The following is a 14,377-nucleotide window of genomic DNA, read 5'->3' on the forward strand; positions in this document are numbered from 1 at the left end:
AAAGCTATTTAGGTAGCGCCTCATGTATCACTGTAGGGGGTAGAGCACTGTTTCGGCTAGGGGGTCATCCCGACTTACCAAACCGATGCAAACTCCGAATACCTACAAGTGCCGAGCATGGGAGACACACGGCGGGTGCTAACGTCCGTCGTGAAAAGGGAAACAACCCAGACCGTCAGCTAAGGTCCCAAAGTTATGGTTAAGTGGGAAACGATGTGGGAAGGCTTAGACAGCTAGGAGGTTGGCTTAGAAGCAGCCACCCTTTAAAGAAAGCGTAATAGCTCACTAGTCGAGTCGGCCTGCGCGGAAGATGTAACGGGGCTCAAACCATACACCGAAGCTACGGGTATCACCTTCGGGTGATGCGGTAGAGGAGCGTTCTGTAAGCCTGTGAAGGTGAGTTGAGAAGCTTGCTGGAGGTATCAGAAGTGCGAATGCTGACATGAGTAACGACAATGGGTGTGAAAAACACCCACGCCGAAAGACCAAGGTTTCCTGCGCAACGTTAATCGACGCAGGGTTAGTCGGTCCCTAAGGCGAGGCTGAAAAGCGTAGTCGATGGAAAACAGGTTAATATTCCTGTACTTCTGGTTATTGCGATGGAGGGACGGAGAAGGCTAGGCCAGCTTGGCGTTGGTTGTCCAAGTTTAAGGTGGTAGGCTGAGATCTTAGGTAAATCCGGGATCTTAAGGCCGAGAGCTGATGACGAGTTACCCTTTGGGTGACGAAGTGGTTGATGCCATGCTTCCAAGAAAAGCTTCTAAGCTTCAGGTAACCAGGAACCGTACCCCAAACCGACACAGGTGGTTGGGTAGAGAATACCAAGGCGCTTGAGAGAACTCGGGTGAAGGAACTAGGCAAAATGGCACCGTAACTTCGGGAGAAGGTGCGCCGGTGAGGGTGAAGGACTTGCTCCGTAAGCTCATGCCGGTCGAAGATACCAGGCCGCTGCGACTGTTTATTAAAAACACAGCACTCTGCAAACACGAAAGTGGACGTATAGGGTGTGACGCCTGCCCGGTGCCGGAAGGTTAATTGATGGGGTTAGCTAACGCGAAGCTCTTGATCGAAGCCCCGGTAAACGGCGGCCGTAACTATAACGGTCCTAAGGTAGCGAAATTCCTTGTCGGGTAAGTTCCGACCTGCACGAATGGCGTAACGATGGCGGCGCTGTCTCCACCCGAGACTCAGTGAAATTGAAATCGCTGTGAAGATGCAGTGTATCCGCGGCTAGACGGAAAGACCCCGTGAACCTTTACTATAGCTTTGCACTGGACTTTGAATTTGCTTGTGTAGGATAGGTGGGAGGCTTTGAAGCGTGGACGCCAGTTCGCGTGGAGCCATCCTTGAAATACCACCCTGGCAACTTTGAGGTTCTAACTCAGGTCCGTTATCCGGATCGAGGACAGTGTATGGTGGGTAGTTTGACTGGGGCGGTCTCCTCCTAAAGAGTAACGGAGGAGTACGAAGGTGCGCTCAGACCGGTCGGAAATCGGTCGTAGAGTATAAAGGCAAAAGCGCGCTTGACTGCGAGACAGACACGTCGAGCAGGTACGAAAGTAGGTCTTAGTGATCCGGTGGTTCTGTATGGAAGGGCCATCGCTCAACGGATAAAAGGTACTCCGGGGATAACAGGCTGATACCGCCCAAGAGTTCATATCGACGGCGGTGTTTGGCACCTCGATGTCGGCTCATCACATCCTGGGGCTGAAGCCGGTCCCAAGGGTATGGCTGTTCGCCATTTAAAGTGGTACGCGAGCTGGGTTTAGAACGTCGTGAGACAGTTCGGTCCCTATCTGCCGTGGACGTTTGAGATTTGAGAGGGGCTGCTCCTAGTACGAGAGGACCGGAGTGGACGAACCTCTGGTGTTCCGGTTGTCACGCCAGTGGCATTGCCGGGTAGCTATGTTCGGGAAAGATAACCGCTGAAAGCATCTAAGCGGGAAACTTGCCTCAAGATGAGATCTCACTGGAACCTTGAGTTCCCTGAAGGGCCGTCGAAGACTACGACGTTGATAGGTTGGGTGTGTAAGCGCTGTGAGGCGTTGAGCTAACCAATACTAATTGCCCGTGAGGCTTGACCATATAACACCCAAGCAATTTGCGTCGGCTCTGTAAACCAGAGCAACCAGATTGCGGTGTGTGAAGACGAAACGAACCGAAAGTTCGAAACGCACAAACACCTAGCTGTCACATACCCAATTTGCTGAAGCGAGGCCACTTGGCCACGGTTCGGTACCCGAATTTCTTGACGACCATAGAGCGTTGGAACCACCTGATCCCATCCCGAACTCAGCAGTGAAACGATGCATCGCCGATGGTAGTGTGGGGTTTCCCCATGTGAGAGTAGGTCATCGTCAAGATTAAATTCCGAAACCCCAATTGCGAAAGCAGTTGGGGTTTTGTTTTGCCCGCGAGAAAGTTCTTACAACATTCACCGACTTCGTCCGGCTGTCACATCCAGCCGACAATGCTAAGGTTCTGCCCTAGCTTTTGTACTTTCCAAGGAAGCCCTTATGCCGGACGCCCAGTCCCTCAACGCTGCATTCATGGTGGTTCAGAGCAACAGCCTGGACGAGCTGCGCAGCCTTGTGATCAGCATCATGCGGCGCTATCCGCTTGCTCCCCTGGAAAACGAAATTGCGTTGGTGCAGAGCAATGGGATCGCTCAATGGCTCAAGTTGGCCTTGGCGGAAGACCCCGAGGATGACGACCTCGGAGGATGCGGCATCGCTGCGGCGATTGATGTGCAATTACCTGGCAGCTTCATGTGGCAGCTTTACCGAATGGTTTTGGGGCGAGACCAGATCCCGGCCAAATCCTTGCTTGATAAAGCCCCCCTGACATGGCGCCTCATGCGTTTGTTACCTCAGGTGATCGACCGCGCGCATTTCGAGCCGCTGCTACGCTTCCTGACCCACGACACCGACTTGCGCAAACGCTACCAACTGTCCGAGCGCCTTGCCGATCTGTTTGACCAATATCAGGTATATCGGGCGGATTGGCTTGAGGACTGGGCTGAAGGGCACCACCAGATCCGAAACGTCAGAGGCGAAGTCAAAGCACTCCCCGTCACCAGTTCCTGGCAAGCGGAGCTCTGGCGTGCGCTGCTGGATGATGTCGGCGAGGAAGGCATGGCGCAGAGCCGCGCCGGGGTGCATCAACGATTCATCGAGCGTATCAATACCCTCACAGAAGCGCCTGCGGGGCTACCCTCGCGAGTGATCGTTTTTGGAATTTCCTCGCTTCCCGCCCAGGTTCTTGAAGCCCTCGCCGGGCTCGCACGTTTCAGTCAGGTTCTGCTCTGCGTGCACAACCCTTGCCGCCACCACTGGGCCGATATCGTTGCCGACAAGGACTTGCTACGTCACCAATACAAGCGTCAATCGCGCAAGAGCGGCATGCCTGTTGTCATGGATCCCGAAACGCTGCACCAACACGCTCACCCATTACTCGCTGCATGGGGTAAGCAAGGTCGCGACTACATCAACCTGCTCGACAGCTATGACGATCCCAACAGCTACCGCGCAGCCTTTCGCGATGGCCGTATCGATCTATTCAGCGAAACTCAACCGCACACTCTGCTCAATCAACTTCAGGACGATATCCTGGAGCTGCGCCCGCTCAGCGAGACCCGACAATTCTGGCCTCCGGTTGATCTGGCGAACGACAACTCGATTCGTTTTCACATTGCCCATAGTGCTCAGCGCGAAGTTGAAATCCTTCACGACCAGCTCTTGGCCCGCTTCAGTGCCAACCCCGATTTGCGGCCTCGCGATGTGATCGTGATGGTGCCGGACATCGACAGTTATGCACCGCATATCCGCGCCGTATTTGGCCAACTCGATCGTCATGATTCACGCTTCATTCCCTTTACGTTGGCGGACCAAGGTCAGCGAGGCCGGGATCCGCTGCTGATCGCCGTCGAACATTTGCTCAAGCTGCCGGACAGCCGTTTCCCGGTCAGCGAAATCCTCGACCTGCTCGACGTTCCCGCACTGCGTGCCCGTTTCGGCGTAGAAGAGCGCGATCTGCCGACGCTGCATCGCTGGATCGAGGGTGCAGGCATCCGCTGGGGCATGAATGCGGAGCAACGGGCCGGGCTTGGCTTGCCGGGCGAACTTGAGCAGAACAGTTGGCATTTTGGATTGCGCCGGATGCTGCTCGGTTATGCCGTTGGCAGTGCAAGCGCCTGCGCGGGGATCGAGCCCTATGACGAGATCGGTGGCCTGGACGCAGCACTGATCGGGCCGTTGGTTGCCTTGCTCGACGCGCTGGAACTCGCCCACCGGGAGCTCATGCAACCGGCCCAACCTCAGGAATGGGGGCGACGACTGCACGCGCTCATGCAAGTGTTCTTCAAGGCCAGCAATGAACACGACGATTATTTGCTGACTCAACTCGAAGAGCTTCGCGAAGCCTGGGTGGAAACCAGTGAAGCGGTAAAGCTCGTCGATGAGCTGCCGTTGACTGTGGTTCGCGAGGCCTGGCTCGCCGGTCTCGATCAGGGCCGATTGTCTCAACGTTTCCTGGCCGGGGCGGTGAATTTCTGTACGTTGATGCCGATGCGTGCGATCCCTTTCAAACTGGTGTGTTTGTTGGGCATGAACGACGGCGATTACCCTCGTGCGCAACCTCCGCTGGACTTCGATCTGATGGGCAGCGACTACCGTCCGGGTGATCGCTCCCGCCGAGAAGATGATCGCTATCTGTTGCTAGAGGCACTGCTGTCTGCGCGCAATCAGCTCTATATCAGTTGGGTCGGGCGCAGCATTCGCGACAACAGCGAACGACCGGCCTCGGTGCTGATCGGCCAGTTACGCGATCACATTGCCAGTGGGTGGCGGCTGCGCGACGAAGGCCAGGATTTGTTGAGCGCCATGACCGAGGAACATCCCCTGCAACCGTTCAGTGCGCGCTATTTCCACGAAGGCGATCAGTTGTTCAGCTACGCCAGTGAATGGCAGGTCTTGCATGAGCAGTATCTGCCCCCAAAAAGTGCTGAGTTGCTCGCGCCTTTTGTTCCGGAAGAGCCGCTCAGTCTTGCTCTTTTGCAGGATTTCTTGCGCAACCCAGTAAGACATTTTTTTACTCAACGACTCAAGGTGTATTTCGAAGCCGCCGAAGCTCCGTTGGCCGATGAAGAGCCCTTCGTGCTTGATGCGTTGCAGCGTTATACCCTCAGCGACAGCTTGCTCGAGGCTGCGCTCAGGCAGCCAAACGACGTCGTAGAGGCGCTCGACCTTCAGGCCCGACGTTTGCAAAATAGCGGGCTGCTGCCAATGGCCGGTTTTGGCGAATGTCTGCAGCGAGAACTCATCGAACCACTTCCGGACCTGCTGCAGCGTTATCAGCAACTACTGACGTTGTGGCCCACGCCATTGGCCAGCGCGGTCCCGATCAGCCTCGATTCGCAGGGGCTGCGTCTTGAAGGATGGCTCTCCGGCCTGCATCAGCGCATCGATGGTGGTGTGCTGTCAGTCACGACCATTCCCAACAGCATCGGCTCGATCAAAAGTCGCAAGTGGCATCGGCTGATCAAATCGTGGGTTAATCATCTTGTCGCCTGCGCCAGTGGACTGTCGCTGACCACAGCATTAGTGGCCAGTGACGACACCTTGTTGCTCGAGCCAATGGAGCGAGACCGAGCGCTGCGTTTGCTCGACGATCTGCTGCTCGCCTGGCAGGCCGGCATGCGTCAGCCCTTGCCGATCGCCGTCAAAACCGCGTTCGCCTGGCTGGCTCAGACTGATCCGCTCAAAGCGGAAGCGGCTGCGCGCAAAGCTTACGAAGGTGACGGGCAGACCAGCGATGGCGAGCGCCGCGAGAGCCCGGCGCTGTCGCGGCAATTCGCCGATTTCAATGCACTGCTCGCGGATGAAACCTTTTCCGGATGGTGCGACGCCTTATATCGCCCGTTGTTCGAAGCTCCATGGCGTTCACTGTCCAGCGAAGGGGCTCGTGCATGAGTACCAAAACACCCTTGGCTCTGGCATTCCCCCTCCGCGGCAGTCAGTTGATCGAAGCCAGTGCCGGTACCGGCAAGACGTTCACCATTTCCGCGCTATATCTGCGTCTGATCCTCGGTCACGGCGGCGAGGCCACCAGTTTTGGTCGTGAGCTTTTGCCGCCGCAAATTCTCGTTGTGACGTTTACCGATGCGGCCACCAAAGAGCTGCGTGAGCGGATTCGCACGCGATTGGCCGAAGCCGCACGATTCTTCCGTGACGAGACCCCGGCACCGGACGGATTGATCGCCGAACTGCGCGAGCAATTCGCGCCTGAGCAATGGCCCGGTTGCGCCAATCGCCTCGATATTGCTGCGCAGTGGATGGATGAAGCGGCTGTTTCCACCATCCATAGTTGGTGCCAGCGCATGCTGCGCGAGCACGCGTTCGACAGCGGAAGTTTGTTCACTCAATCGCTGGAAACCGATCACAGCGATCTGCTTGGTGAGGTGCTGCGCGATTACTGGCGATTGTTCTGCTACCCGATGCAGGACGACGCGCTGAGTTGGGTTCGCAGCAACTGGGGCGGCCCTGCTGCCTTGTTAGCGCGTGTCCGCGGTCTGTTCGCCAGTGAGCGCGATAGCGCTGAAAGCAGCGCACCCGCTGAACTTATCGAAGCGTGTCTTAAAGAGCGCCGTTCGGCGTTGATCGAACTGAAAATGCCGTGGCGCCAGTGGGCGGACGAGTTGCTTGCCATCTGTCATCAAGGTGTAGCGAGCAAGACTGTCGATGGTCGCAAAATGCAGGCGCGTTACTTCGAACCGTGGTTCGAGAAGCTCAAGGCGTGGGCCGAAGATGAGTCGCTCGAGCAACTGGACATTGGCAGCGGTTTTAGCCGATTGACCCCCGACGGCATGGCTGAAGCCTGGAAAGGTCAAGCCCCGAGTCATCCAGGGCTGGATGCCATGCCTGGGCTCAAATCGACGCTCGATGCATTGCCGACTCCCGACGCCGCTGTCCTGCAACACGCCGCCAAATGGGTCGGTGCGCGCTTCGAAGAGGAAAAACGTCGTCGCGCCGAAATGGGTTTCGACGACATGCTGTTGCGCCTGGACGCCGCGCTGCAATCGGAGGGCGGCGAACGACTTGCGACGTTGATACGCGAGCAATTTCCGGTCGCGCTGATCGATGAATTCCAGGACACCGACCCGGTGCAGTATCGGATTTTCGAAAGCATCTATCGCATCGAAGAGAACAGTCCGGACACCGGGCTGTTTCTGATTGGCGATCCCAAGCAAGCGATCTACGCATTTCGTGGCGCAGATATTTATACATACCTGCGGGCGCGACAGGCCACCACCGGCCGGCTGCATACGCTTGGCACCAACTTCCGCTCAAGCCATGGCATGGTCAACGCGGTCAATCATGTATTCGAGCGTGCCGAGTTACGCGAGCAGGGGCGCGGCGCGTTTCTGTTCCGGGAGAAAAATGGCGATAACCCGGTGCCGTTCCAATCCGTAGAGTCTCAGGGTCGCAAGGAGCAGTTGAAGGTTGCCGGGCAGGACGTCCCGGCACTGAATGTCTGGCTGCTGCCCAGCGACCAGCCCGTGTCAGGCGCAGTTTATCGGCAGCAGCTGGCGGCGGCCTGCGCCAGCGAAATTACCGCGCTGCTCAATGCCGGGCAAAGCGGAACTGCGGGGTTCGCTCAGGAGGGTAGAGGGTTCCGAGGTCTGCAACCTTCGGATATCGCCATCCTCGTGCGCGACGGTAAAGAGGCTCAAGCCGTCCGCAGTGAACTCGCCGCTCGCGGTGTGCGAAGCGTCTACCTGTCCGATAAGGATTCGGTATTCGCCGCACAGGAAGCCCATGACCTGCTTTCCTGGCTCAAGGCCTGCGCCGAACCGGACGTTGAGCGCTCGCTGAAAGCCGCGCTCGCCTGTGTCACTCTGAACCTGCCGCTGATTGAACTGGAGCGTCTGAATAAGGATGAGTTGGCGTGGGAAAGCCGCGTCATGCAGTTTCGAGGTTATCGCGAGCTCTGGCGCAAGCAGGGCGTGCTGCCAATGTTGCGACGTCTGCTGCATGACTTCCATTTACCGCAAACCCTGATCGCGCGCAGCGATGGCGAGCGGGTCCTGACTAACCTTCTTCATCTGTCGGAACTGATGCAGCAGGCAGCCGCTGAACTCGATGGTGAGCAAGCGCTGATCCGTCATTTGGCGGAGCTTTTGGCGTTGTCGGGTCAGGCGGGGGAAGAACAGATCCTGCGCCTTGAAAGCGATGAGCAACTGGTCAAGGTTGTCACCATTCACAAATCGAAAGGCCTGGAGTATCCATTGGTGTTCCTGCCGTTCATCTGCTCGGCGAAACCGGTGGACGGCAGCCGATTGCCACTGCATTACCACGATGCTGCAGGCAGGGCTCAAGTGAGTCTCAAGCCCACCCCCGAGCTTATTGTGCAAGCCGACGACGAGCGTCTCGCCGAAGATCTGCGTTTGCTCTACGTGGCCTTGACCCGCGCCCAGCACGCCTGCTGGTTGGGCGTGACGGATCTCAAACGCGGCAATAACAACAGCTCGGTGCTGCACCTTTGCGCATTGGGTTACCTGCTTGGCGGTGGCGCGCCTTTGGCCGAATCGAGCGGGCTCAACCGTTGGCTGCAAGACCTGCAACAGGATTGCCCGGCGATCAGCATCGGCGATATGCCTCTGCCCACTGCAGAGCAATATCAGCCGCCGCGCAATGACGCGATTCTCAGCGCCACGCTGCTGCCCAACCGCAAGGCCAGTGAAAATTGGTGGATCGCGTCCTACAGCGCGTTGCGCATCAGCGACGTGCTGAGCGTCGGCAGCGATGAAGCGCCGGACAGTCCGCAAGCGCAGAAACTGTTCGATGACGAGCGTCTCGACCCGGATGCCCCGCGAGAGAGCATTGCCGGCGGCGCAGACATCCATCGTTTCCCCCGAGGCCCTAACCCGGGAACGTTTCTGCATGGTTTGCTGGAATCGGCAGGTGATGACGGCTTCGCCGTATCCCGCGAAATGCTTGAGGATGTGATTGGCCGCCGCTGCAATTTGCGTGGCTGGCAAGGCTGGATTGTCACCCTGACGGACTGGCTGGAGCATCTGCTCAAATCGCCGTTGCCGATCAGTATTGATCAGCCACCGGTGGTTCTTGAGCAACTGAAGCAGTTCCGCGTCGAGATGGAATTCTGGTTCGCCAGCCATAAAGTCGATGTGCTCAAACTCGACGAGCTGGTGCGCCAATACACTCATAATGGCGTTGCCCGAGTCGCGGCGGAGCCGGTGCAACTCAATGGCATGTTCAAAGGCTTCATCGACCTGACCTTTGAGCACAATGGTCGCTATTACGTGGCCGATTACAAATCCAACTGGCTCGGTGTGGATGATCTGGCCTATACCGAGCGGGCCATGGAGCAGTCGATCCTCGAAAACCGCTACGACCTGCAATATGTGCTGTATCTGTTGGCGTTGCATCGCCAGCTCAAGGCACGTCTGCGCGATTACGATTACGACCGCCATGTCGGTGGCGCGCTGTATCTGTTTTTGCGCGGCACGCGCGCGGAGAGTCGTGGCGTGTACTTTGCCCGTCCGCCGCGACAGTTGATCGAACGTCTGGATCGGATGTTCCAGGGCAAACCCGAACCCAAGGCTGAACCCGCATGGGAACAGGGAGTCCTGCTATGAGCCGCACCCTTGCTGATTTGTTACCGACGCCTTTGGCGGCTGACAGCCTGTCGAGTCTTGCGCCGCCGACCAGCGCTAACGACTTGCTGTTGTTGCTCACCCGTTGGGTCGAGCGCGGCTGGTTGCGCGCGCTGGACAAAGCCTTTGTCGCATTCCTCCACGAGTTGGAGCCTGGCACTGATCCGCTGGTGCTGCTCGCGGCCGCATTGACCAGCCATCAGCTCGGTCACGGCCACGTATGCCTCGATCTGTTCGAGACACTCAAGGCTCCGGATTTCGCCTTGTCTCTACCGCCCGAAGGCGATGTGCAAGGGGGCGTATTGCTGCTGCCTTCGCAATTGCTTGAAGCGCTCGATGGCGTTCATTGGTGCAAGGTGCTGGCGGGCAGCGAGTTGGTCGCGCTGGCTGTCGATACCGGTGAGGCGGCGCAGCAACGTCCGCTTGTGCTGTCCGGGAAGCGTCTGTACCTGCGCCGTTACTGGGCTTACGAAAGACGCATCGATACGGCGTTGCGTCAGCGCCTCGCGCAACGTGAGCGGACACCGGCAGATCTGTCGCAGCGGCTCAATGAGTTGTTCGGGGCGGCCAGCGCCAGCGAGGTCATCGACTGGCAGAAGCTCGCCTGTGCTGTGGCGACTCGCAGCGCATTCAGCATCGTCACTGGCGGCCCCGGCACCGGTAAAACGACGACGGTGGTGCGCTTGCTGGCGCTGCTGCAAGCGCCGGCAGTCGAGGCCGGTCATCCATTGCGAATCCGTCTTGCCGCTCCGACCGGCAAAGCGGCGGCGCGATTGACCGAGTCCATCAGTCAGCAAGTGCGATCACTGGAAGTGGCCGAGGAGGTGCGCGCGAAGATCCCTTGCGACGTGACTACCGTGCACCGATTACTCGGCAGTCGTCCGGGTACCCGCCATTTCCGCCATCACGCCGGCAACCGTCTGCCCCTCGATGTGCTGGTAGTCGACGAAGCGTCGATGATCGATCTGGAGATGATGGCCAACCTGCTTGACGCGCTCCCGACTCATGCGCGTTTGGTGTTGCTCGGCGACAAGGATCAACTGGCCTCGGTGGAGGCCGGTGCAGTCCTCGGCGATCTGTGCCGTGACGCCGAACACGGCTGGTACAGTCCGCAAACCCGGCAATGGCTGGAATCGGTCAGTGGTGAGTCCTTGCGCGACAGCGGCCTGCATGAAGACATCGATGGCGCGCATCCGCTGGCGCAACAAGTGGTGATGCTGCGACATTCGCGACGCTTCGGTGAGGGCAGTGGCATTGGTCAGCTCGCGCGTCGGGTCAATCAACAATTGCCAGATGAGGCACGGCAGTTGTTGGCCGGCGGGCAGTATGAAGATGTATTTTCGCTGCCGCTCAAAGGCGAGCACGATCACAAGCTGGAGCGTCTGCTGCTCGATGGTCACGGTAACGGCCCGCAAGGCTACCGGCATTATCTGAGCGTGCTGCGCGATCAGCGGCCGCCGCAGGGCCGTCCGCTCGAGCATGCGGACTGGATCAACTGGGCCCGCGAGGTCTTGCAGGCGTTCGATACCTTCCAGCTACTGTGTGCCGTGCGCAAAGGGCCATGGGGCGTCGAGGGGCTGAATCAGCGCATCACCGCCGCTTTGCTCAAGGCACGCCTGATTGACAACGACACGCAATGGTACGAAGGCCGCCCGGTTCTGATGACCCGCAACGATTACGGTCTGGGCCTGATGAACGGCGATATCGGCATTGCCCTGAAGCTGCCCGAGCGCGAAGGTCCTGATGCTGGTAAACCGGTGCTGCGCGTAGCTTTCCCGCGCAACGATGGCCAGGGCGGTGTGCGCTTCGTATTGCCGAGCCGGCTCAACGACGTTGAAACGGTCTACGCGATGACCGTGCACAAGTCGCAAGGCTCGGAGTTCGCCCACAATGCGTTGATTCTGCCGGACGCACTGAACCCGGTACTGACCAAGGAACTGATCTATACCGGCATCACTCGGGCGAAACATTGGTTCACCTTGATCGAGCCGCGTGCCGGGGTGTTCGAAGAGGCCGTGCAGCGCAAGGTCAAACGCCTGAGCGGGCTGATGCTGGAAATGGGCGAGGGCAGCGAACGTCGAGGATGAGTCTGACGCTGAGCGGCGATGACTGATCGGTTGCTCAGAGGTCGTCGCCTCGCTGGTGTTTCAACGCTGTGCTATCGTTGCGGCATCATTTCGGTAGATCCTTGAGAATCCCTGCATGAAGGTGTTCGTCTCGGCGACAGGGCGCGCCGTTGGCTGCAAGCACATGTTGCGGGTCGGTCTGCTCTGGCTGTTGACGGGCGTGGCCGCCGCGCAGTCGTCTACACCCACGGGCATGGCGGAACAGCGCGCCAAATCCGTCACTCAGGTGGTGCTGGGCATCCTCAGCTACGCGCGCTGGCCGGTTGAGCCGGCGCAGTTGCGCCTGTGCATTGTCGGCCCCACCGAATACACCGATGACTTGGTCAAAGGCTCCACCCTGGCCACGGGCCGACCCGTCGCAGTGCGTCGGCTGTTGGCGGATAACCCGGCCATTGTCAGCGAATGCGATGCGGTTTACATCGGCAAGCTCACCGCCGATGAACGCAGCCGACTGTTCGGTTCGCTGATCGGCCATCCGATATTGAGCATCAGCGAGAGTGACGATCCTTGCACCGTCGGCAGTCTGTTCTGCTTGCGCGTTGGCGACGATCAGGTTTCGTTTGAGGTCAACCTGGACTCCGTCGCCCGCAGCGGCGTGCGCATTCATCCGAGCGTGCTGCAGTTGTCACGCCGCAAAGCGGCGGCACCATGACACAATTCCAGGCTAAAACTCGTCCCACCCTGGGCTCGGTCATTGGCCGCGGTCATTTGATCGTCGCGCTGGTGGCGGTGGCGATGGCCAGTGTCTCGCTGACCTTGCTTGGCGTGCTGGCGTTGCGCGTTTATGCCGATCACAACCTCCATTTGATTGCCCGATCGATCAGCTACACCGTCGAGGCTGCCGTGGTGTTCAACGACAAAGCAGCTGCTACGGAAGCGCTGGCCGTGATCGCCTCGAGTGAAGAAGTCGCGGACGCTCGGGTCCTGGATGCTCAGGGCCGACTGATCGCCCAATGGCAGCGAGCCGAGAACGGCCTGTTCTCCGAGCTTGAGATGCAGATCACCCGTGCGATTCTGGAAAAACCGGTAAGCCTGCCAATCGAACATCAGGACCGTGAAATCGGCCGGGTGTTGCTCATCGGTCACGGCGGCAGTTTGATGCGCTTCTTGCTCAGCGGTCTGGCCGGGATCGTACTTTGCACCGCGATCAGCGCCTGGGTCGCGCTCTATCTTGCGCGCCGACAGTTACGCGCGATCATTGGCCCACTTCACGGCCTTGCGACCGTCGCTCACGCCGCCCGTAGCGAGCGTGCGTTGGATCGGCGTGTACCGCCGGCGCGTATTGCCGAACTCGACAACCTCGGCAACGACTTCAATGCCTTGCTCGATGAACTTGAGTCCTGGCAAACCCACCTGAAAAACGAGAATGAAACCCTCGCCCATCTGGCCACCCACGACAGCCTTACCGGCCTGCCGAATCGGGCATTTTTCGAGGGGCGTCTGATCCGCGCCCTGCGTAACGGCAAGAAACTCGATGAGCGGGTCGGCGTGCTGTTTATCGACAGCGATCGATTCAAGGCTATCAACGACAACTTCGGTCATGCTGCCGGCGACGCAGTGTTGGTCGCGATTGCCAATCGTGTTCGTGCGCAGTTGCGCGAAGAAGATCTGGTGGCGCGGCTGGGCGGTGACGAGTTCGCGGTGTTGCTTGCGCCGCTGTTCACAATTGAAGACGCCGAGCGTATTGCCGAGAAGATTCTGACCAGCATGGACATGCCCATCGCGCTGGCGGGCGACACCAGTGTCGTGACCTCGCTCAGTATCGGCATCGCGGTTTTTCCTGATCATGGCGCCACGCCCGGCGACCTGGTCGATGCCGCCGATGCGGCGATGTATCAAGCCAAGCGCTTGTCGCGCGGCGCGCAATTCACCGCCGGGACGGAACACCCGGTCGATTCCGTTTAAACCAGGAGCTGATCCCGTGTTAACACTTCCAATCCGACTGTTTTGCGCACTGCTGTTGCTTGCCATGCTGGCATCGACTGGTTGCCAGACTGCACCGCAAAAAGGCCTGACCCCGGCGCAAGTCGCGGTGCTCAAACAACAGGGTTTCGAGCTTACCAATGATGGCTGGGAGTTCGGCCTGTCGGGCAAAGTGCTATTTGGCAGCGATGTCGAGAGCCTGAACGCACCCAGCACGCAAATTGTCGAACGCATCGGCAAGGCGTTGCTTGGCGTGGGAATCGAGCGGGTGCGCGTCGACGGCCATACCGATGCGTCGGGCAAGGAAACCTACAATCAGCAACTGTCCCTGCGTCGGGCCAAGAGCGTTGCCAATGTACTCGCCACCGTCGGCATGAAGCAGGAAAACATCCAGCTGCAAGGTCTCGGCAGCAGTGAGCCGGTAGCTTCCAACGACACAGCGGCAGGACGTACGGAAAATCGCCGGGTGTCGATTGTGATCAGCGCCGATTAGTCGGCGAAGCGCATCTCCCGCGTTTGCCCCATTAACAGACCCTGATTGCGCTCAGTCACCTCGCGGATGTAATCCCACAGCAGGGTGATCCGCTTCAACTTGCGCAGATCCTCCCGGCAGTACATCCAGAACTACAGGACGTAAGGGTTCCACCCAATGATT

6 protein-coding genes, 2 rRNA genes and 1 pseudogene (1 of these 9 running past the window's edge) are annotated in these 14,377 nt (G+C 58.7%); 8 read left to right on the plus strand and 1 reads right to left on the minus strand.

What is annotated here, in order from left to right:
* The 8 genes from EL257_RS03440 to EL257_RS03475 all read left to right on the plus strand — a co-directional run.
* Positions 1 to 2,085, plus strand: a 23S ribosomal RNA gene (locus tag EL257_RS03440) (it extends 809 nt beyond the left edge of the window).
* Positions 2,086 to 2,247: 162 nt separating this feature from the next.
* A 5S ribosomal RNA gene (gene rrf / locus EL257_RS03445) occupies positions 2,248 to 2,363 on the plus strand.
* A gap of 153 nt (positions 2,364 to 2,516) precedes the next feature.
* Entirely contained in the window at positions 2,517 to 5,969 is a 3,453-nt protein-coding gene (recC, locus tag EL257_RS03450) for an exodeoxyribonuclease V subunit gamma (RefSeq protein WP_126359845.1), read from the plus strand.
* On the plus strand, positions 5,966 to 9,655 hold the full coding sequence (recB, locus tag EL257_RS03455) for an exodeoxyribonuclease V subunit beta (RefSeq protein ID WP_126359847.1): 3,690 nt from the start codon (positions 5,966 to 5,968) through the stop codon (positions 9,653 to 9,655). Before recC ends, recB begins: the two co-directional genes overlap by 4 nt.
* Complete coding sequence (gene recD / locus EL257_RS03460) at positions 9,652 to 11,760, plus strand: exodeoxyribonuclease V subunit alpha (protein ID WP_126359849.1); 2,109 nt, start codon at positions 9,652 to 9,654, stop codon at positions 11,758 to 11,760. The genes recB and recD overlap by 4 nt, the downstream gene beginning before the upstream one ends.
* A 115-nt stretch (positions 11,761 to 11,875) precedes the next feature.
* Positions 11,876 to 12,451 carry a YfiR family protein gene (locus EL257_RS03465; RefSeq protein WP_126359850.1) on the plus strand — a complete coding sequence of 192 codons (576 nt, stop codon included), beginning with the start codon at positions 11,876 to 11,878 and terminating at the stop codon, positions 12,449 to 12,451.
* Positions 12,448 to 13,704: a diguanylate cyclase domain-containing protein gene (locus EL257_RS03470; protein ID WP_126359852.1), complete on the plus strand. Its 1,257-nt coding sequence runs from the start codon at positions 12,448 to 12,450 to the stop codon at positions 13,702 to 13,704. Before EL257_RS03465 ends, EL257_RS03470 begins: the two co-directional genes overlap by 4 nt.
* Before the next feature lie 64 nt (positions 13,705 to 13,768).
* Entirely contained in the window at positions 13,769 to 14,215 is a 447-nt protein-coding gene (locus EL257_RS03475; protein WP_172604533.1) for an OmpA family protein, read from the plus strand.
* Here the strand turns inward: EL257_RS03475 and EL257_RS28325 are convergent.
* Positions 14,212 to 14,346, minus strand: a pseudogene (locus EL257_RS28325) (LysR family transcriptional regulator); the annotation flags it as partial. The gene EL257_RS03475 and the pseudogene EL257_RS28325 sit on opposite strands and share 4 nt — an antisense overlap.
* Positions 14,347 to 14,377 lie beyond the last annotated feature (31 nt).

Source organism: Pseudomonas fluorescens (assembly GCF_900636825.1).
In the GTDB taxonomy this organism is placed as follows: domain Bacteria; phylum Pseudomonadota; class Gammaproteobacteria; order Pseudomonadales; family Pseudomonadaceae; genus Aquipseudomonas; species Aquipseudomonas fluorescens_BG.

Coding starts and splice junctions, on each gene's coding strand:
- EL257_RS03470 (WP_126359852.1), top strand. CDS start 12,448: ATGACACAATTCCAGGCTAAAACTCGTCCCACCCTGGGCTCGGTCATT.
- EL257_RS03475 (WP_172604533.1), top strand. CDS start 13,769: ATGCTGGCATCGACTGGTTGCCAGACTGCACCGCAAAAAGGCCTGACC.
- recD (WP_126359849.1), top strand. CDS start 9,652: ATGAGCCGCACCCTTGCTGATTTGTTACCGACGCCTTTGGCGGCTGAC.
- recC (WP_126359845.1), top strand. CDS start 2,517: ATGCCGGACGCCCAGTCCCTCAACGCTGCATTCATGGTGGTTCAGAGC.
- recB (WP_126359847.1), top strand. CDS start 5,966: ATGAGTACCAAAACACCCTTGGCTCTGGCATTCCCCCTCCGCGGCAGT.
- EL257_RS03465 (WP_126359850.1), top strand. CDS start 11,876: ATGAAGGTGTTCGTCTCGGCGACAGGGCGCGCCGTTGGCTGCAAGCAC.